Origin of the sequence: Lysobacter sp. H23M47 (genome assembly GCF_015209765.1) — a bacterium.
Taxonomy (GTDB): Bacteria; Pseudomonadota; Gammaproteobacteria; order Xanthomonadales; family Xanthomonadaceae; genus Novilysobacter; species Novilysobacter avium.
In genome coordinates this window covers 1,602,096-1,619,805 of sequence record NZ_CP063658.1, presented here as the reverse complement: position 1 = coordinate 1,619,805, position 17,710 = coordinate 1,602,096, and the positions used below count along the sequence as shown (strand labels likewise).

The window sequence follows — 17,710 nt, the reverse complement described above, 5'->3', positions numbered from 1 at the left end:
ATGACCGAAAGCCGGGCTGGCGGGCGGGCAGGCTAACATGGTGGATTCTCAAGACTTGAGAGCCGGAGATCGTCGTCATGGAGGCGTGTCCCCCAGCGCCCCTGTGAGGAACTTCCTAGGCGTGGGGCGGGTTTTCGGCACATCAAGATAGCGGTGCCAGCCCAGATAGTTAGACAGGTTCTTGGTGGCAACGCCACGGAACCGGAACATCCAGCCCTTCAAGCGGCTGTCGTAAGCGTTGACGTTTTGGATGTGGTAGACCTCGCCCTTGCGCTTCTTCTTGGGACTGGCAGGGACGCAACGCAGTTCAATTTCCACGGCCTTGGCAAGCGTGCGGTAGGCGCTGGCATCGTCCGAACATAGCACCACATCCATGGCAAGCGCAGGCACCAACGCCTTACCAATGTCCTTGGCCGTGCGTGAGGGGAGCACCTTGGTCAAGGTCTTGCCGGTGGAGCGGTCGCGGGCGACCAGCACCGGGATTTGCTCACGCGACAAGCCGCGTTGCGCAGCGGGCTCACCCCGGCTCTTGGACTTGCGGGGCATGTCCTTCTTCTTGCCCTTGAAGCTCTCCCGAAAGAACGTCTCGTCCGCTTCCACGATGCCGGACAACTCGGTCGGGTTCATCTGGCTCATGGCTTCCAGGAACCGATGGCGCCAGCGGAAGGCCGTGTCCTTGTTCACTCCCAAGGCTTGTGCCGTATTTCGCACCGTCATGCCCGCAACCATGTATTTCGCGTTGGCGATGTGCTTTTCGGCATAGCGCAATCCCGCCAGTGGTGTGCCTGTGATGGGAGAAAAGGTCTTGGTGCAGTCTTGGCAACGAAAGCGCTGATTGCCCTTGTAGCGTCCCCACTTCTGGAAGGAGGCGCTACCGCAGTGCGGACAACCCTCGATGTTTTCCGCACGCTTTTGGAGGACAACGGAGCCTTCGACCTGGCTTTCCCGTGCCTTCAACGCCTGCTTCAACTTCGAGCACTCTTCCGCCGTCAGGTTGCCAATGGCCGGAAGGATCTTTTCAACTCGGGACTTCTTCGGCATTTGCCTTTCCCCAGCCCGCAAAGGGGCGGGCTGAAAGTCTATCAGACCGGATCAAAACCAACACTGAACGCGGACAGAGCCTATAAATTCGGCGAATAGTGAGCGGGCCGCTTTCGGCCAGGAGCGGACGTTTGGGATGAGCACGAAGTGTCGGTTAGTGCTAGCGGACATGTGAATTTTCCGCCACGAGTTGCCGGAATATTCAGCCCAGCCGCTGCCCTTTTAGATGACGTTCTCGAATTCGGCGCGGGCAGCGCGAAGATCGCGGGTCGAGTTGGCGGTCAGCATAGCGACCGGCGGGGTGCCGTCGAGCATTCAGTTCAGTTGTTTGGCGTGCCTTGGGACTCAGTGGCTGAGCGGCGGGCGGGACGAGTAGGCGGCTATTAGTCATAGCTATACTCACGCGAACCATAGGGCGCACAAAGGTGAAACGATGGGGTTGGTCAAGAGCAACTGGATGGAAGCCCAAGAAAGAGGCTGGGACTCACTTGATGGCAAAACCTGTGAGGACTGCCTAAATCAGGAGGACATCTGGCGCTTGTCATGCTCCTGCATTGAAAACGGGGAATGTGACTACTGCGGGGAGTCCGGAACTCCTGTCCTTGCCGTCAAGAAAGTCCAAGAACACCTTTATGAGGTGATTGGAACGTACTACGCCGAGCCTGCGAATGCAGGCACTCCCTGGCTGGATGGAGAATGGATCGTTCCCACAGTTGATACGGACGATGTTTTGCACAATCTTGGCTTCTATCCAGTTGATTCGCTGCGCGAGGAAATTGTTAGCGCTGACCTGACTGGGTATTGGGTGGAGGCTTCGCGCGGAAATTGGTCGGATGTTCAAGATGAGGAGCTGATGCTCCACTCCTGGGAAAGCTTCTCCTATGCGGCGAAGCACCAGACTCGCTTCCACTTCCGAAGTGCTCGGAACGATGCATATTCACAGGAGATTCCTGTTGCAGACATGCTGGAAGTGGTCGGTGCGGAAGTAAGCGCGCTGATCAAGACGCTCAAGATCGGAACGGAGTTGTACAGGTCAAGGTATCTCCCGGCTGCCGAGGCAATGCGGGTGTCAGCGTCCACGATGGGGCCGCCTCCTAAGGAGCTGGCTACGGCTGGACGCATGAATCCTGCGGGGATTCCATACTTCTATGCAGCGTTCGATGTACAGACCGCCCTTGCGGAAATCGGCCATGCACCTGAGGGTAAGTTGCCCGCTGCTGCGGTCTTCCACACCAATAAATTGCTCAACGTTGTGGACTTCTCCGAGCTCCCTAGTGTCCCGCCAGTCTTTGCTACTGACCTAAGGGCAGAGCGTGTTACGGCGCTCTTCTTGAACGGATTCGTGGGAGCAATCACTCGTTCCGTCGAAAAGGATGGCAGGGAGCATATTGACTATGTCCCATCCCAGATTGTCTGCGAGTACTTGGCTCAGTCGTTTGCCTCTGAAGGTGGTGCCGCCATCGACGGCATAGTGTTTCCCAGTGCGGTTCATGAAGGCGGGAAGAATTTGGTTGTCTTTCCATCAGGGAAGCCTTTCGAGCAGGATCGATTCAAAGCGCTTTCCTTTGTTGGTGCCGTCGAGATGTAATTGGCCCTGCGTCGGCCTTAGCCCAAATTCCACGCCGCCTAAACGATTAAATGCCTGTCGAGGCCGCTTCCGGCCAGAAGGAGACATTCGATCACCAATTCGCTGTGTTCAGCATAGGCAGGGAAATTTGTGTCCGAATTCATCAGGCGCACTATAGTAGTACGATATCGTCGGCGATCACCGCGCTCGCACCAAGCGGTATAAACAACCCGAGTTTTACACTTTGTCTGATTGGGTCTGGCTAGGTAGCGAACTAGCGATCGATTTCGACCTGAGAGGGGCTTGCAAGTGCTGCCTAATTTTACAATGACGGGAATGAGAACTTGCCAAAATACTATGAATTGATAACAGAGAGTACGAACCTATCCCGACGATCTGGAACTGGCGCCGTCATTCCCGCGGACTTCAGGGAATTGAGTGCATCCATAATCTCATCATGTACATTTCTGCAGAGTCTTCTCCAGCAGATAATATACGTAACGCACGGGGCTGAACTTCTAGCGGCAAAGCGCACCCTGAAGGAATTCCCGAATCCAAGAGCGAGAATAGATTTCCTGTGTTCGTTTCCATACAGCGAGGCTGATCCAGTCATTTTGTCGGTATTTGACTATGCGAGACTTCTATTTCGCGACCTATACGAACTCAGGAACATCCTGTCGCATGAGGTGTGGTCGTCTAGCGATGGCTATGGCGATGCTGTTATCTTCACCAGCTTGGACGAAGAGGCAAGGTTGCTGTTGGTTTCTGGCCGTATGTGGCATGTGGAAAATGTAACTTCCCAAGAGGTTTTTGATGCCACGGTTCGGTATATACGAAGCGTAAAGATAATAGACAGTGCTGACCTCCGCGCTGCAATTGGCGATGCCAACTTGTGTTCATGGATTCTCATGCATATTGGCAATGTTCTCAGTGAGCAGGATGCTACGAAAAAAGCAGAAGCGCGACAGCTTTTCCTCCTATACAAGGGAACGTCACACCTCTTTGCTGAAACGCCAATGACCACCGGATCCCTAAGTGTGAACGCTTCCAGGAGCAAGGCCATTCAGGGATGAGCCGGGAAGACAAGTAATCCGCGAAAATATGGGTCGCTTAGAGCCTTGCCTTCGCAAGTTAACGGCGTGCTCAGCATCGGCTTTAATTCAGCTCGGGGTCGTAAAAGGTCTTTTCGAGAACTCCGACGCGACATCTCCTTGACCCCCTAGATGTCAAAACTCCAAATCCAAAGCCGCACACAAATAATCCACAAACGGCCCCAGCGTGACCAGATCGCTCGCAATCGTCTCGCGCAGCTTCGGCCCCGTCATCGTCGCGTCGTCCAGCGGCCGCAAGAACACCCAGTTGCGATGCTTCAGGTCGTCGATGAATTCAAAGTCTGCGGGGAAGCCGCGCGGTGGCCGCACCAGCTTGTTCTCCTGTCCGAAATCAAAGCGTTTGCGCAGCTCTGGCGAATGCGCGGTGGCTTTCCAGCTGGCGGGGTTGTCCAGGATGAAATGGCGGACGCGGAGTTGGGTTTTGGGTTCCGGATGCCACAGGCCGGCGCCGACGAAGCTCGCGCCGGGCTGCAGGTGGAGATAGAACGACGGCGCGGCGACTTCGCGGCGGCGTTCGTGGAACAGGCGCGCGCCCTGCCAGCTTTTGTACGGCGATTTGTCGTGCGAGAAGCGGGCGTCGCGGTAGATGCGGAACATCGAGCCGCCAACGGTGCGCGGGTCGGCGCGGAAGTGCTCGCTGATCGCGGCCAGATCCGGTTGTAAGTCGGTGATCAGGCGCAGGAACGGCTGGCGCACGTGCGCCTCGTACTGCGGCTTGTGCTCGTTGAACCAGGGCTTGTTGTTGTGCAGCGCCAGTCCGCGCAGGAACTTCAGGCTGGCATCGCTGAAGTAGGCGGTCATAGCGATTGCTGCAGCTGTTGGCCCCATTGCTGCAGGTGGTCCAGCAGCGCGAGGCGCTCGGGTTGGTCGTGGTGTTCGGCGCGCAGGGCGTCGATCTGGGCGAAATACTGCGGCAGGGTCTGTTCGCCCAAGCGTGCGGCCTCATCGAACAGGCGCGTGCGCCGGTAGTCGTCCCACCGCACGCGCTCCGCGTCGGACAGGTGCTCGGGGAAGTTGCGTGCGCGGTAGCGGAACAGCAACTCGGGCAGCCGCGCATCGCGGAAGCCGAAGTCGCGCGCGGCCAGTGCCTGCGGGTCGCTGGTGCGGATCTCCGCGAACACGCGCTTGTCGGCGCCGTCCAGGAAGCCGTCGTAGAGGCTGGCATCGACGTCGGAGGGCGGATGTTCGCGATCGCTGCTGAAGACCGCGCGGATCTTCTCTGCCAGCGCCGGCCCGGCGTCGCGCAGGCGCGCGGCCCGTGACTCGGCCAGCTCGCGGTCAATCCCGAGCCGTTCAAAATCCGCGGGCCGCAGGTGATCCCAGGCCGACAGCGCCGGGCTGCGGTTGAGGTGGATCTCCTTCAGCGCGACGCGCTCCACGCCCTCGGGCAGGTCGGCGGCACGCACGTACACGCGCGCGGCGATCTGTTCCGGATCCAGCGTGAGCAGGCTTTCCGGATCCTGGCCGAGGTCGAACACGATGACCCGGCTGTCGATGTGCGGATGGCGGGCGAGCGGGATGACCGGGGCAGCACACATCCGGCTGGCCGGGAAGCGCTGCGACACGTTGAGCACCGGCGTCATCGCGACCACGTCCAGCAGGCTGGCCGCGTAGCGCTTGTCGCGCAGGCGCAGGGCGTAATCCCACAACCGCGGCTGCGCGGCTTTGAGCTTGCGGGCCAAGCCGATCAGCGCACGGACATCCGACAGCGCCTCATGCGCATCGCCCTCGCGCACACCATTGGCCTCGGCCAGGTGCTCGAGCTTGAAGGAGGTCGCGCCATCCTCGCGCTTCGGCCAGACGATGCCGTCCGGGCGCAGCGCGTGGGCGAAGCGCATCACGTCCAGCAGGTCCCAGCGCGAGTTGCCGGCGCGCCACTCGCGCTCATAGGGATCAAAGAAGTTGCGGAACAGGCCGTGGCGCACGAACTCGTCGTCAAAACGCAGCGAGTTGTAGCCCAGCGTGCAGGTCTCCGGCCGCGCCATTTCCTCATGGATCAGCGCCAGCGCGTTGCGCTCCGCCATGCCTTCGCGCAGCGCGTGCTGCGGCGTGATGCCGGTGATCAGGGTGGCGATGGGCGAGGGCAGCAGATCGTCGGCGGGTTTGACGAAGACGCTGATCGGCTCGTCGATCCGGTTGAGGTCCGCATCGGTGCGGATCGCGGCGAACTGCGCGATCCGGGTGCGGCGCGGGTCGGCACCGAAGGTTTCCAGGTCGTAGAACAGGAAGCTGGCAGCCACGTCTCAGTAGTCCTCTGGCAGCGGGGGCAGGCGGGCTTCCACCAGCGCGTCGGCCGCGTCCCAGTCGAAGCCGTCGAGAGACGTGCGGTTGCGGGTGAGCTCCACCAGCATCTCGTGTTGCGTCTCACCGCGTTCCAGCGCGACGGCGTAGGGCAGGTGGGTGAAGGTCACCATGGCGTAGCGCGGCAGGAACCGCTGCGGATGACGCTCGGCCAGCCGGTTGCCCAGCTCGCGCTGCAGCAGGTAGTCGTCGTCATCGACGTGGTCGCGCATCTCCAGGTAGTTCTCCAGCGCCATCTGCTGGATCGCGCGGGCGTTGGGCAGGCGCTCGGACTGGAAGCCGGCGAACGCCTCGCCGCGGTCGGTGGTCCGCAACAGGTGGTTGGCCAGCGCGACGCAGTCCTCGAACGCGCAGTTCATGCCCTGACCGTGGAAGGGCACCATCGCGTGCGCCGCATCGCCGATCAGCACCGCGCGGTGGTCCAGATGCCAGCGGTCCAGGTACAGCGTGCCGAGCACGCCGGTGGGGTTGTGGTCGAAATCGTGCTCGAGCGCCGGGATCAGTCGGGACGCGTCAGGGAAGTCGCGATCGAAGAACGCCCGTGCCTGCGCGCCGGTGGTGATGGTGTCGAAGCCGGGTGCACCCTCGCCCGGGGCCGCACCGTTGGGCGGGGCATGATTGGGCAGGGCATGGTTCGGCAAAAACAGGGTGACGGTAAAAGTGCCCTCGTCATTGGGCAGCGCGATGCACATGTAGCGCCCTCGCGGCCAGATATGCAGGGCATGGGGCTCGATCTGGAAACCGCCGTCCGGGCCGGGTGGGATTTCCAGCTCCTTGTAGGAGTGGCCGAGGAATTCGCTGCGCTCGCCCAGTTCACACACGCCGGCCATCGCCTGGCGCAGCGCCGAACCGGCGCCGTCGGCACCGACCAGGGTGTCGAAATGGATCTCGCGCACGGTGTCGCCGCGATCATCGCCAAACTTTGCGATCCGGGCCTCGAAGTCGACGCTGTCGAGGCGATGGTGGAAGTGGATGCGCGCGCCGGCCTCCTCGGCGATGTCGAGCAGCGCCTCGTTGAGCTCGCCGCGGTGCACCGACCAGATCACCTCGGTGTCGTCGCGGCCGTAGCGCTGCAGGTTCAGGTGCCCGTCGGCGAAATGCACCATGCGGCCGCGCATCATCACCGTCTTGGCCATCACCGCGTCATCGGCATCGGCCTGTCGCAGGGCATGCCGGCCGCGTTCGGCGAGCGCCAGGTTGATCGAGCGGCCGCGCTCGTACCCGAGTTCGCGCAGGTCGCCGCGCTTCTCGTAGACATCGATGCTCCAGCCGCGCTGGGCGAGCAGGATGGCCAGCAGCGCGCCGGCCAGACCGGCACCGACGATAGTCAGGTGCGGCGCGTCGGCGCCATGGCCGGACACCGGTGGCGCTTCGGTTGCGGCCGAAGTGCCGGCGGGGATGGGTTCGGCCATGGTCAGCGGGTCTTCCGCCACGCGTCGACGCCGTCGGCGAAGCGCAGGACGTCGTGATGGGTGTTGTACAGCGGGGCGGGCGAGATCCGGATCACGTCCGGCTCGCGCCAGTCACCGAGCACGCCGTTGGCAGCCAGATGGTCGAACAATGAGCGGCCCCCGTCGCGTCCACCGCGCACGCGAAGCGACAGCTGGCAGCCACGCTCGGTCGGGTCGGCCGGGCTCAGCACCTCCAGGGTGTCGGCCAGGCGCTGCTGGATCAGCGACTCCAGATAACCGGTCAGGCGCAGCGATTTTTCCCGCAGCGCCGGCATGCCGACTTGGTCGAACAGGTCCAGCGACGCGCGCAGTGGCGCCAGCCCGAGAATCGGCGGATTGCTCAGCTGCCAGCCTTCCGCGCCCGGCGTCGGCTGGAAGTCGGGCCCCATCTGGAAACGTGTGGCGGCGTCGTGGCCCCACCAGCCGGCAAAACGCGGCGCATCGGTCCGAGCGTGGCGTTCGTGGACGAAACAGCCGGCGACCGCGCCCGGTCCGCTGTTGAGGTACTTGTAGTGGCACCACACTGCGAAATCGACATTGCTGTCGTGCAGTTCCAGCGGGATGTTGCCGACCGCGTGGGCGAGGTCGACACCGCACAGGGCGCCCTGCGCATGGGCGATGCGGGTGACCTCACTGACGTCGAAGGCCTGGCCGGTGCGGTACTGCACACCCGGCCACAGCACCAGCGCTAGGCGATGGCCGTGCTCGGTGATTGCCTGCTCGATCGCCGCCATCGAGAACAGCCCGCCCGGCAGGTCGGCGGCGACCTCGATCAGGTCCGTGCCCGGATCGAAGCCGTGGAAGGCGATCTGCGATTCGACCGCGTAGCGATCGCTGGGAAACGAGCCGGCCTCGATCAGGATCGCCGGGCGCTCCGACGTCGGCCGGTAGAAGCTGACCATCATCAAGTGCAGGTTCGCGGTCAGCGAGTTCATCGCGACCACCTCCTCGGGCTGCGCGCCGACGATGCGCGCCAACGGCTCGCGCATCAGCTGGTGGTAGCGCATCCACTGCGAATTGCCGCGGAAATGGCCCTCGACCGCTTCCATCGACCACTTGTCCAGCACGTCCTCGACCTGGGCGCGCACGCCGCGCGGCTGCAGGCCCAGCGAGTTGCCGACGAAGTAGGCTTGGTCGCCGTTCGCGTGCTGCGGGATGTGGAACTGCGCGCGCAGGGTGGGCAACGGATCGGCCGCGTCCAGGGCCAGCGCGTGCTCGGAGGAGTGGAGTTCGGTCATCAGGTGGTGGTCCCAACAGGTGAGGGCGCGCGCTCGGCGCGGGTCATTCGAAACGCGACTTCGGCAGGCCCAGCCATTCCAGCGCGGTGCCGTGGTACAGGCGCTCCTGCTCCTCTTCCGCCAGGCCGAGCGCGTCGATGCCGGCGCCGGGCGACTGCTCGCCCAGCGGGAAGGGGTAGTCGGTGCCCAGCATCACGCGGTCGATCCCGCAGGTGTCGAGCAGATAGCGCAGCGCGGCATCGTCGGCCACCCAGGAATCGAAGTACAGCCGGCGCAGGTACTCGCGCGGGTTGCGCGGGTTGTCGGTGGCGACCAGATCGGGGCGCATGTTGAAGCCGTGCTCGATGCGGCCGATGGTGTACGGGAAACTGCCGCCGCCGTGGGCCAGGCAGACCTTCAGCTTCGGCAGCCGCTCCAGCACGCCGCCAAACACGAGGCAGCAGGCGGCGCGCGACTGCTCGGCCGGCATGCCCACCAGCCACGGCAGCCAGTACTTGGGCATGCTCGCGGTGCCCATCATGTCCCACGGATGCACCAGGATCGCCGCGCCCAGTTCGCTGGCTGCCTGGAAGAATTCGAACAGCTCGGGCGCGTCCAGGTTCCAGTGTTCGTCAGGCGACCTGCCCACATGGCTGCCGATCTGCACGCCCTGCAGGCCGAGCTGGTCCATGCAGCGTTCCAGCTCCTGCACCGCCAGCCGCGGCGACTGCAGCGGCACCGTGCCAATGCCGGCGTAATGGCGCGGGTAGTCGCGACACGTCGCCGCCATGTGGTCGTTGAGGGCCTGGTGCAGCTCCAGCGCGTGATGCGGCCGCGCCCAGTAGGAGAACATCACCGGTACCGTGCTCAGCACCTGCACCTGCACGCCGAAGCTGGCGTAGTCGTCGATGCGCTCCTGCGGGTCCCAGGTCTTGGACCAGATTTCGCGGAAGAATTTGCCGTCCTTGTAGATCCGGTGACGCCCGTCCTCGGTGTGGTGGATCACCGGAAACCGCAGGTCGCCGTACTTGCGCGCAAGGTCGGGCCAGTTCTGCGGCAGGTAGTGGGCGTGGGTGTCGATCTTGAGCATGGGAGCAGTCTATCCGCCCGGCTCAGGTGTCCGGCATCACGTACTTGTCGGGGGCCGGATTGAGATGCCCGCACTGCCCGCAGCTGCGGTGTTCGGTGGAAGCGTAGAAGCGGTCGAACACCGGCGGCAGGTCGATCTCGATGTCCTGCAGGTGGAAGAACTTCTCGTAGAGCTTGTGGTTGCAGCGCTCGCAGAACCACATCAGGCCGTCGTCCTCGTGCGCCAGGCGGCGGCGTTCGATCACCAGCCCGATCGAGCCGGGCATCCGCTGCGGGGAGTGCGGTGTGCGCGGCGGCAACAGGAACATCTCGCCGGTCCGGATCGGGATGTCGCGCGGGGCCAGTACACCATCAGCGTCCGCCTCCTGGATGCGCAGGACCATCTCGCCCTCGATCTGGAAGAACCACTCCGGGCCATCCTCGAAGTGGTAGTCGGTGCGCACGTTCGGCCCGCCGACCACCATCACGATGAAGTCGCCGTCGTAGACGACCTTGTTGCCCACCGGCGGCTTCAGCAGGTGGCGGTGTTCCTCGATCCAGGCCTGCAGGTTCAGGGGATTGGGCAGCATGGTCAGTCCTCCACGACAGCGATGCACTTCAGTTCGATGGCGATCGGCGTGGGCAGGGCATCGACGCCCACCGTGGTCCGGCACGGCGCGCTACCTGCGTCCGGAAAGTGCTCGGCCCAGATCGCGTTGAAGGTGGCGAAGTCCGAATCCATCCGGGTCAGGTAGACGGTGACGTCCACCATGTCCTCCCAGCGCGCGTCGCTGGCGGCGAGCACCGCGCGTACGTTGGCAAAGGTCGCCAGCACCTGCGCGCGGATGTCGTGCGAGACCAGACCGCCTTCGGCGTCCACCACGTTGCCCGGGACCGTGTTGTCGACCGGGTTGCGCGGTCCGATGCCGGACAGGAACAGCAGTCCGCCGACGCGCCGCGCATGCGGGTAACGGCCCACCGCACGCGGCGCCGTATCCGCCTGCACGCCGGCCGCCATCTCAGCGGTCCTCGCGGTCGGCGTAGATGCGCGCCAGCGCGGCCGAGTGGCGCGCGGGCATGGTGTCGAGGTTGTCCATGTCGATGCCCAGGTCGTGCACCCGGCCGTCGCGCAGGGTGTAGACCCAGCCGTGCACGGCGAGCGACTGGCCGCGCTCCCAGCAATCGCGGACCACCGTCGAGTGGCAGACGTTGATGACCTGCTCCAGCACGTTCAGCTCGCACAGGCGGTCATGCCGCAGCTCCTCGCTGCACAGCTGGCTGAGGAAGGATGCGTGGGTTTCGGCCACGTTGGTGACATGCCGGATCCAGTTGTCCGACAGGCCCACGCGCTGGTCGGTCAGCGCCGCGTGCACGCCGCCGCAGCCGTAGTGGCCGACCACCAGGATGTGCTTGACCTTCAGCACGTCCACGGCGAACTGGATCACCGACAGGCAGTTGAGATCGCTCTGCACCACCACGTTGGCGATGTTGCGGTGGACGAAGACCTCGCCGGGGGCGACGTCGATGATCTGGTTGGCGGGTACGCGCGAGTCGGAGCAGCCGATCCAAAGGTACTCCGGCGCCTGCTGGCGCGACAGGCGTTCAAAGAAGGTCGGGTCTTCGGCGCGGATGCGCTCGGCCCATTGGGTGTTCCTGCGCAGCAGTTCGGGGATCGAATTCATCGGGTCTCTAGTCCAGGTGGATGCCGACGTTGCGCACGTCGGTGAAGAATCGCATGGCCTCCAGCCCGCCTTCGCGGCCGAGGCCGGATGCACCGCTGCCGCCAAACGGCGTGCGCAGGTCGCGCTGCATCCAGGTATTGATCCAGACCACCCCGGCGCGCAGTTGAGCGGCCAGGCGGTGGGCGCGGTTGAGGTCGCGTGTCCACACCGACGCCGACAGGCCGTAATCGCCGGCGTTGGCCAGCGCCAGCGCGTGCGAATCGTCGTCGAAAGGCTGCAGGGTGACGACGGGGCCGAAGATTTCCTCGCGGTTGGTCGCGCAGTCCGGGCCCAGGCCTTCCAGCACGGTCGGCGCGACGAACCAGCCCGCGCGCTCCAGCGCCTGGCCGCCGCACAGCACGGTGGCGCCTTCCCGGCGCGCGCGGTCGATCGCGGCCGTGACCTTGTCGAAGTGGACCTGCGAGACCAGCGGCCCCAGATCGGTGTCGGCAAGCTGCGGGTCGCCGTCGCGCAGCGCGTTGGCGCGTTGGAGCAGTGCGTCGCGGAATTCGGGGTAGATGTTGCGTTCGACCAGAATGCGCGAACCGCACAGGCAGATCTGGCCGGAGTTCTGGAAGGCGGAGCGCACCAGCAGATCCAGATGCTCGCGCCAGTCGCTGTCGGCGAACACCAAGGTCGGATTCTTGCCGCCCAGCTCGAGCGACGTCCGGCGCAGTAGCGGACCGGTCAACCCGGCGATGCGGCGGCCAACGGCGGTGCTGCCGGTGAAGGTCACCGCCTTGACCTGCGGATGCACCACCAGCGGCTGGCCGACCCCTTCGCCAGTGCCGTGGACGATGTTCAGCACGCCGGCCGGAAACCCGATTGACGCAGCGAGCTCGGCGAGCATCGTCGCCGTCAGCGGGGTGACTTCCGAAGGCTTTGCGACGACCGTGTTGCCGGCGGCCAGCGCGGGGGCGATCTTCCAGGTCAGCAGGTACAGCGGCAGGTTCCACGGCGTGATCGCCGCGACCACGCCAAGCGGCGGGCGCAGCGTGTAGTTCAGCCCGGCCTGGCCGTGATGGGATTCGCTGGCGAACTGGGTTGCCGCATGGGCGAAGAACCGCAGGTTGCTGACCGCGCGCGGCACTTCGATCTCGCGCGCCAGGCGGATGGGCTTGCCACCGTCGCGGCATTCGGCCGCCGCAAAATCCTCCAGCCGGTCCCCCAGCGCCGTGGCCAGCTTCTCCAGCCACGCGGCGCGCTCCGTGTTGGGCAGCGCCGACCAATGCGGAAACGCCTCGGACGCGGCCGCTACCGCGCGATCAACGGTTCCACTGTCACCGGCGGCGACGCCCGCAAATACCTCGCCGGTGGCGGGATTGGCGACATCGATCCGCGTCTCGGCGTGTTCGGCCTGGCCGTTGATCCAGTGGGGCAGCTGCATCCGGGAAGCTTACCGCTGCGCCGCGGTCACAACGAGCGCGTACGGCCGCCGTCCACCGGCAGGTTGATCCCGGTGATGTAGGCCGCCGCCGGCGAGCACAGGAAGGCGATGGCCGCCGCGGTCTCCTCAGGGCGGGCGAACCGCCCCATCGGAATCTCGGCGACCATCTCGCTGAAGACCTCGGCGCGGCTGCGACCGCTGCGCTGCATTGTTGTCTCGATGATCTGGTCGATGCGTGGCGTCTGGGTCGAGCCGGGCAGGACGTTGTTGACGGTGATGCCGCGCGGCGCGAGCTCGCTGGCCAGCGTCTTCGCCCAACTGGCGACCGCCCAGCGCGTGGTGTTGGACACGCCCAGGCCCTTGATCGGCTCCTTCACCGAGGTCGAGATGACGTTGACGATGCGGCCGTAACTGTCGCTTTCCATGCCCGGAATCACCGCCTCGGTGACGACGTGGTTCGCGAAAAGGTGCTGGCGCAGCGCGGTCTCGAATTCGGCGACATCGGTGCCCCGGACCGTGCCGGGCGGTGGGCCGCCGCTGTTGTTGACCAGGATGTGCACCGGCCTGTTGGAGACGAGCGCCTGGACCTGAGCCTGGAGTGCATCGATGTCGTCGGAGTCGCAGGCGAGCCAGCCATGGGCCTGGGCGGTGTGGGTGCGCGGCAGTTCCGCGGACAGTTCCAGCAGACGCTGGCCGCGCCGCGCGACCATCGTGACGTCCGCACCGAGCGCGGCCAGCGCCTGCGCCGTGGCCAGTCCGATCCCCTGGGAGGCGCCGCGCACGAGGGCGTGGCGGCCGATGAGGTTGATGTCCAAGTCGCTCTCCTTTCAGTGGCGCGTGTCAGTGGGACCGCTTCAATGGGCGCGCGGCAGCGACTGCACCATCAGCGCGCGCAGGCGCTCATCGTCTTCAGCGTAGGGGACCACCAGTTCCTCCAGGGCAAATCCCCGATCCGCGGCGTCGTCCGCGTCCATGCCGTCGAGTGCTGCGAACTCCGCGTCCATCAGCGCTGCCTTGGCGGTGTCGGGACTGTCGTAGGCAAGGGTGTTGCCATCACTGTCGAGCACTTCGGCGGTGCCCGCTTCCAGCTCGCGCAGCCGCGCCCAGACGATGGTGCGGCCCAGCGTCGCCAGCCACCATTGGTCATTGTTCATGGCATCACCGTCGCGATGGCGTACAGCACGCCGGAACTCACCAGTCCGGCGATGATGGTCAGCAGGGAAATCCGCGCCGGCGCTGCCAGTCCGCTCAGGTTGCGATCTCCGGCCGCCCGGTACCCACCGCGCATCAGCCAGGCCCACGCCGACGGGTTGATGAAGGCGCTGGGTCCGAAGTCCTCAAGCAACTCAGGCTGGCGATCACGCATGTGCACCAGCGTCAGCGGCCAGAAGATCACGAACGCGGTCGCGCCGGCGATGGCGGCCGCCAGGCAGAGCAGGGCGAAGAACAGGATCACCGGCGGTCACCTCGTGGCGTATTCGGCATCAGAATTCCGCCTGGCCCGGCGCCCGCGGGAAGGCGATCGCGTCGCGGATGTTGGTCAGCCCGCAGACGTAGACCACCAGCCGCTCGAAGCCCAGACCGAAGCCGGCATGCGGCACGGAACCGTAACGGCGGAAGTCGCGGTACCACTGGTAGGTCTCCGGATCCAGGCCGAACTGGGCCATGCGCTTGTCCAGCACGTCCAGACGCTCCTCGCGCTGGCTGCCGCCGATGATCTCGCCGATCCCCGGCGCCAGCACGTCCATGGCCGCGACCGTTTTGCCATCGTCGTTCAGGCGCATATAGAACGCCTTGATCTGCTCGGGGTAGTTGGTGACCACCACCGGCCGGCCCACGTGCTGCTCGGTCAGCCAGCGCTCGTGCTCGGTCTGCAGGTCCAGGCCCCACTCGACCGGGAACTCGAACTTCTGGCCCGATTTCTGCAGCAGGCTCACCGCATCGGTGTAGTCGATCTGCTCGAAGGGCGCGTTGATGAAGCCCTCCAGCCGGGTGATCGCGTCCTTCTGCACGCGCTCGGCGATGAAGGCCATGTCGTCGCCGCGCTCGTCCAGCACCGCGCGGAATAGGTACTTCAGGAATTCCTCGGCCACGCGCGCGTCCTCGGCCAGGTCGGCGAAGGCGATTTCCGGCTCCACCATCCAGAACTCGGCCAGGTGGCGGGTGGTGTGGGAGTTCTCGGCGCGGAAGGTCGGCCCAAAGGTGTAGACCTTGCTCAGCGCCAGCGCGTAGGCCTCCGCGTTGAGCTGGCCGGACACGGTCAGGAAGGTTTCCTGGCCGAAGAAGTCGCGGCTGAAGTCCACGCCACCGGCCTTGTTGCGCGGCGCGTTGGCCATGTCCAGCGTGGACACGCGGAACATCTGGCCGGCGCCTTCGGCGTCTGAGGTGGTGATGATCGGCGTGCTGATCCAGAAGTAGCCGTCTTCGTGGAAGTAGCGGTGCACGGCCTGGGCCAGACAGTGGCGGATCCGGGTGACGGCACCGAACAGGTTGGTGCGCGGCCGCAGGTGGGCCACCTCGCGCAGGAATTCCAGCGAATGGGCCTTGGGCTGGATCGGGTAGGTCTCCGGGTCATCCACCCAACCCACCACTTCAACGCTCTCGGCGCGGATCTCGAAGCCCTGGCCCTTGCCCTGCGAGGCGACCAGCTCGCCGGTGACGATCACCGAGCAGCCGGCGGTGAGGTGCTTCACCTCGCTGTCGTAGTTGGCCAGCGTATTGGGCGCAACGACCTGGATCGGCGAGAAGCAGGAGCCATCGCTGACATTGACGAAGCTCAGGCCGGCTTTCGAGTCGCGCCGGGTGCGCACCCAGCCGCGGACCGTGATCTCGCCGCCCACCGGCAACTTGCCCGCCAGCGCGTGTTCGATGCTGATAATGGTCATGCTCGCACCGCCGTCATGCCTTGAATCCTTGCCTGTTGGGGCCAATATTGAAAGCGTTGGAGTTTACCGGAGAGCTTGCGTAAACGCCGACCCGGCCCCGTCGCCACTCACCGGTATCATGGCCCCATCGCAGCAGGAGATTTCATGAGCATCACCCTGACACCCGCCGCGCTGGCACGCGTCCAGCGCTTCCTCGCCGAGAGCCCCGACGCCATCGGCCTTCGCTTCGGTGCCAAGAAAACCGGCTGCTCGGGCTGGCAGCACTTCGCCGACCTCGCCACCGACGAGCGCGCCGGCGACAGCGTGTACGAAGACGGCGGCGTGAAGATCTACGTCGACATGCTGAGCCTGCCCCAGGTGGACGGCACCCGGATCGACGTGGTCAAGCATCGCCTCGGCGACCAGTTCATGTTCCGCAACCCCAATGCCAACGCCGAATGCGGCTGCGGCGAGAGCTTCACGACGTCCGCCGACCTGGCCTGATTGTCGCCCCGCTGGTTGCGGTGCCATAAAGCTGCGATAATTCGCGGCTTCCCTCGGCCTTGCCGACGGGAACCTTGCCCCACCGTGCCATATCGGTTCCGGGGGGCTGACCGGTCGCAAGACCGACATCCACAAGGACACCACACATGCGTCATTACGAAATCGTGTTCCTGGTCCATCCCGACCAGAGCGAGCAGGTGCCTGCCATGATCGAGCGCTACAAGGGCGTGATCGAGGCCGGCGAAGGCAAGGTCCACCGTCTGGAGGACTGGGGTCGCCGCCAGCTGGCGTACCCGATTGTCAACCTGGTCAAGGCCCATTACGTACTCATGAACATCGAGTGCAGCCAGACCGTCCTGAACGAACTGGTCGACAGCTTCCGCTTCAACGACGCGATCCTGCGCCACCTGGTGATCAAGCGCGACGAGGCCGACACCGAGCAGTCGCTGATCATGAAGTTCAAGGACGAGAAGAGCGACAAGCCGGAGCGTTCCGACCGTGGCGAGCGCCGTCGTCGTGACGACGACGATACCGATGGCGACGACAAGTCCGATGACAAGTCCGACGCCGACAAGGACGACGCAGACTCGTCCGACGCCGCCTAATCCGCCTGATCACGCCCCTCCAGGAGCAGCATTCCCATGTCCAAATTTTTCCGCCGCCGCAAGTTCTGCAAGTTCACCGCTGAAGGCGTGAAGGAGATCGATTACAAGGATCTCAACACCCTGCGCCAGAACATCACCGAGACCGGCAAGATCGTTCCCAGCCGCGTCACCGGCACCAAGGCGCGCTACCAGCGCCAGCTGGCCACGGCGATCAAGCGCGCGCGTTACCTCGCCCTGATCCCGTACACCGACAACCACAACGCCTGATCCCGGCGCCTCCGCCTGCGGAGGCAGGGCACGCGCCCGTTCGGACAGCCACAGTTGCGGGGCCTTTCGCCCCGCTAACGAATACGGAGCAACACCATGCAACTGATCCTCCTCCAAAGCGTGCAGAACCTGGGCCAGCTCGGCGACAAGGTCGACGTCAAGCCCGGCTACGGCCGCAACTACCTGGTGCCGCAGGGCAAGGCCACGCCGGCCACCGCCGCCAACCTGGCCGACTTCGAGGCGCGCCGCGCCGAGTACGAAGCCAAGGCCAAGGCGCAGCACGCCGACGCCGAGAGCCGCCAGGCCAAGCTGGAAGGTGCTGAAGTCACCATCCGCGCCAACGCATCCACCGAAGGCAAGCTGTACGGTTCGGTGACCACCCGCGACGTCGCCGAGGCGCTGACCAAGGCCGGCTACGCGGTCGAGAAGTCCGAGGTGATCATGGGCGAAGGCGCGATCCGTCACACCGGCACCTACGAGGTGGTCATCCACCTGCACGCCGATGTGGAGAGCACCGTCTCGGTGATCGTCGAAGGCGAGCTGGCCTGATCGAGTTCCTGGCCGGGCATGCAGCCCGGCCCTGCAGCTGATCCCCGCGAAGGGCA

20 protein-coding genes are annotated in these 17,710 nt (G+C 64.8%); 6 read left to right on the top strand and 14 right to left on the bottom strand.

From position 1 onward, the window contains the following. Positions 1-75 precede the first annotated feature (75 nt). Positions 76-1,041 carry an IS1595 family transposase gene (locus tag INQ43_RS07335; RefSeq protein WP_194036008.1) on the bottom strand — a complete coding sequence of 322 codons (966 nt, stop codon included), beginning with the start codon at positions 1,039-1,041 and terminating at the stop codon, positions 76-78. 457 nt (positions 1,042-1,498) lie between these two features. Between INQ43_RS07335 and INQ43_RS07330 the strand changes: the two genes are divergently transcribed. Together INQ43_RS07330 and INQ43_RS07325 are read left to right on the top strand one after the other, a co-directional pair. Further along, positions 1,499-2,629 (top strand): HEPN-associated N-terminal domain-containing protein, encoded by a 1,131-nt coding sequence (locus tag INQ43_RS07330; protein WP_228062435.1) that lies wholly within the window; start codon positions 1,499-1,501, stop codon positions 2,627-2,629. Positions 2,630-2,952: 323 nt separating this feature from the next. Further along, complete coding sequence (locus INQ43_RS07325) at positions 2,953-3,681, top strand: hypothetical protein (RefSeq protein WP_194036006.1); 729 nt, start codon at positions 2,953-2,955, stop codon at positions 3,679-3,681. Positions 3,682-3,834: 153 nt separating this feature from the next. Here the strand turns inward: INQ43_RS07325 and INQ43_RS07320 are convergent, their stop codons facing one another. From INQ43_RS07320 to asnS, 13 genes are all read right to left on the bottom strand, one after another. Next, on the bottom strand, positions 3,835-4,521 hold the full coding sequence (locus tag INQ43_RS07320) for a DUF2461 domain-containing protein (protein ID WP_194036005.1): 687 nt from the start codon (positions 4,519-4,521) through the stop codon (positions 3,835-3,837). After that, a complete protein-coding gene (gene sbcB, locus INQ43_RS07315) occupies positions 4,518-5,960 on the bottom strand; it encodes an exodeoxyribonuclease I (RefSeq protein WP_194036004.1) in 1,443 nt (480 codons plus the stop codon). The genes INQ43_RS07320 and sbcB overlap by 4 nt, the downstream gene beginning before the upstream one ends. Positions 5,961-5,963: 3 nt before the next feature. Then, on the bottom strand, positions 5,964-7,346 hold the full coding sequence (locus INQ43_RS07310) for an NAD(P)/FAD-dependent oxidoreductase (RefSeq protein ID WP_228062678.1): 1,383 nt from the start codon (positions 7,344-7,346) through the stop codon (positions 5,964-5,966). An 89-nt stretch (positions 7,347-7,435) separates the two neighbouring features. Further along, positions 7,436-8,710 (bottom strand): kynureninase, encoded by a 1,275-nt coding sequence (gene kynU, locus INQ43_RS07305; protein WP_194036002.1) that lies wholly within the window; start codon positions 8,708-8,710, stop codon positions 7,436-7,438. A 43-nt stretch (positions 8,711-8,753) separates the two neighbouring features. Further along, positions 8,754-9,779: an amidohydrolase family protein gene (locus INQ43_RS07300; protein WP_194036001.1), complete on the bottom strand. Its 1,026-nt coding sequence runs from the start codon at positions 9,777-9,779 to the stop codon at positions 8,754-8,756. A 22-nt stretch (positions 9,780-9,801) separates the two neighbouring features. After that, positions 9,802-10,347, bottom strand: coding sequence for a 3-hydroxyanthranilate 3,4-dioxygenase (locus INQ43_RS07295; RefSeq protein WP_194036000.1), 546 nt, complete (start codon positions 10,345-10,347; stop codon positions 9,802-9,804). Between the two features lie 2 nt (positions 10,348-10,349). After that, positions 10,350-10,775 (bottom strand): RidA family protein, encoded by a 426-nt coding sequence (locus INQ43_RS07290; RefSeq protein WP_194035999.1) that lies wholly within the window; start codon positions 10,773-10,775, stop codon positions 10,350-10,352. A gap of 1 nt (position 10,776) precedes the next feature. Continuing rightward, on the bottom strand, positions 10,777-11,439 hold the full coding sequence (gene can, locus INQ43_RS07285; RefSeq protein ID WP_194035998.1) for a carbonate dehydratase: 663 nt from the start codon (positions 11,437-11,439) through the stop codon (positions 10,777-10,779). Between the two features lie 7 nt (positions 11,440-11,446). Beyond that, the gene (locus tag INQ43_RS07280; RefSeq protein ID WP_194035997.1) at positions 11,447-12,865 is read right to left on the bottom strand and encodes an aldehyde dehydrogenase; all 1,419 of its coding nucleotides are present in this window, start codon (positions 12,863-12,865) and stop codon (positions 11,447-11,449) included. A gap of 26 nt (positions 12,866-12,891) precedes the next feature. Continuing rightward, complete coding sequence (locus INQ43_RS07275) at positions 12,892-13,680, bottom strand: SDR family oxidoreductase (RefSeq protein ID WP_194035996.1); 789 nt, start codon at positions 13,678-13,680, stop codon at positions 12,892-12,894. Positions 13,681-13,719: 39 nt separating this feature from the next. Next, complete coding sequence (locus INQ43_RS07270) at positions 13,720-14,019, bottom strand: hypothetical protein (protein ID WP_194035995.1); 300 nt, start codon at positions 14,017-14,019, stop codon at positions 13,720-13,722. Next, positions 14,016-14,321, bottom strand: a complete 306-nt coding sequence (locus INQ43_RS07265) for a hypothetical protein (protein ID WP_194035994.1) — start codon at positions 14,319-14,321, stop codon at positions 14,016-14,018. The genes INQ43_RS07270 and INQ43_RS07265 overlap by 4 nt, the downstream gene beginning before the upstream one ends. A 28-nt stretch (positions 14,322-14,349) precedes the next feature. Next, a complete protein-coding gene (gene asnS / locus INQ43_RS07260; protein WP_194035993.1) occupies positions 14,350-15,750 on the bottom strand; it encodes an asparagine--tRNA ligase in 1,401 nt (466 codons plus the stop codon). Between the two features lie 144 nt (positions 15,751-15,894). On the opposite strand from asnS, the gene INQ43_RS07255 reads away from it, so the two are divergent. The 4 genes from INQ43_RS07255 to rplI all read left to right on the top strand — a co-directional run bounded on the left by INQ43_RS07255 (position 15,895) and on the right by rplI (position 17,654). Next, positions 15,895-16,233, top strand: a complete 339-nt coding sequence (locus tag INQ43_RS07255) for an iron-sulfur cluster assembly accessory protein (RefSeq protein WP_194035992.1) — start codon at positions 15,895-15,897, stop codon at positions 16,231-16,233. 146 nt (positions 16,234-16,379) lie between these two features. Beyond that, positions 16,380-16,838 carry a 30S ribosomal protein S6 gene (gene rpsF / locus INQ43_RS07250; protein WP_193983364.1) on the top strand — a complete coding sequence of 153 codons (459 nt, stop codon included), beginning with the start codon at positions 16,380-16,382 and terminating at the stop codon, positions 16,836-16,838. 36 nt (positions 16,839-16,874) lie between these two features. After that, positions 16,875-17,105, top strand: coding sequence for a 30S ribosomal protein S18 (rpsR, locus tag INQ43_RS07245; RefSeq protein WP_043959664.1), 231 nt, complete (start codon positions 16,875-16,877; stop codon positions 17,103-17,105). Positions 17,106-17,201: 96 nt separating this feature from the next. After that, positions 17,202-17,654 (top strand): 50S ribosomal protein L9, encoded by a 453-nt coding sequence (gene rplI / locus INQ43_RS07240; protein ID WP_193983362.1) that lies wholly within the window; start codon positions 17,202-17,204, stop codon positions 17,652-17,654. The last annotated feature ends 56 nt before the right edge of the window (positions 17,655-17,710 follow it).

What these genes read in the sequence shown, in the direction of transcription:
- INQ43_RS07335 (WP_194036008.1), bottom strand. Translation starts at nt 1,041, where the DNA reads ATGCCGAAGAAGTCCCGAGTTGAAAAGATCCTTCCGGCCATTGGCAAC.
- INQ43_RS07330 (WP_228062435.1), top strand. Translation starts at nt 1,499, where the DNA reads ATGGAAGCCCAAGAAAGAGGCTGGGACTCACTTGATGGCAAAACCTGT.
- INQ43_RS07320 (WP_194036005.1), bottom strand. Translation starts at nt 4,521, where the DNA reads ATGACCGCCTACTTCAGCGATGCCAGCCTGAAGTTCCTGCGCGGACTG.
- kynU (WP_194036002.1), bottom strand. Translation starts at nt 8,710, where the DNA reads ATGACCGAACTCCACTCCTCCGAGCACGCGCTGGCCCTGGACGCGGCC.
- INQ43_RS07300 (WP_194036001.1), bottom strand. Translation starts at nt 9,779, where the DNA reads ATGCTCAAGATCGACACCCACGCCCACTACCTGCCGCAGAACTGGCCC.
- INQ43_RS07295 (WP_194036000.1), bottom strand. Translation starts at nt 10,347, where the DNA reads ATGCTGCCCAATCCCCTGAACCTGCAGGCCTGGATCGAGGAACACCGC.
- INQ43_RS07290 (WP_194035999.1), bottom strand. Translation starts at nt 10,775, where the DNA reads ATGGCGGCCGGCGTGCAGGCGGATACGGCGCCGCGTGCGGTGGGCCGT.
- can (WP_194035998.1), bottom strand. Translation starts at nt 11,439, where the DNA reads ATGAATTCGATCCCCGAACTGCTGCGCAGGAACACCCAATGGGCCGAG.
- INQ43_RS07280 (WP_194035997.1), bottom strand. Translation starts at nt 12,865, where the DNA reads ATGCAGCTGCCCCACTGGATCAACGGCCAGGCCGAACACGCCGAGACG.
- INQ43_RS07270 (WP_194035995.1), bottom strand. Translation starts at nt 14,019, where the DNA reads ATGAACAATGACCAATGGTGGCTGGCGACGCTGGGCCGCACCATCGTC.
- asnS (WP_194035993.1), bottom strand. Translation starts at nt 15,750, where the DNA reads ATGACCATTATCAGCATCGAACACGCGCTGGCGGGCAAGTTGCCGGTG.
- INQ43_RS07255 (WP_194035992.1), top strand. Translation starts at nt 15,895, where the DNA reads ATGAGCATCACCCTGACACCCGCCGCGCTGGCACGCGTCCAGCGCTTC.
- rpsF (WP_193983364.1), top strand. Translation starts at nt 16,380, where the DNA reads ATGCGTCATTACGAAATCGTGTTCCTGGTCCATCCCGACCAGAGCGAG.
- rpsR (WP_043959664.1), top strand. Translation starts at nt 16,875, where the DNA reads ATGTCCAAATTTTTCCGCCGCCGCAAGTTCTGCAAGTTCACCGCTGAA.
- rplI (WP_193983362.1), top strand. Translation starts at nt 17,202, where the DNA reads ATGCAACTGATCCTCCTCCAAAGCGTGCAGAACCTGGGCCAGCTCGGC.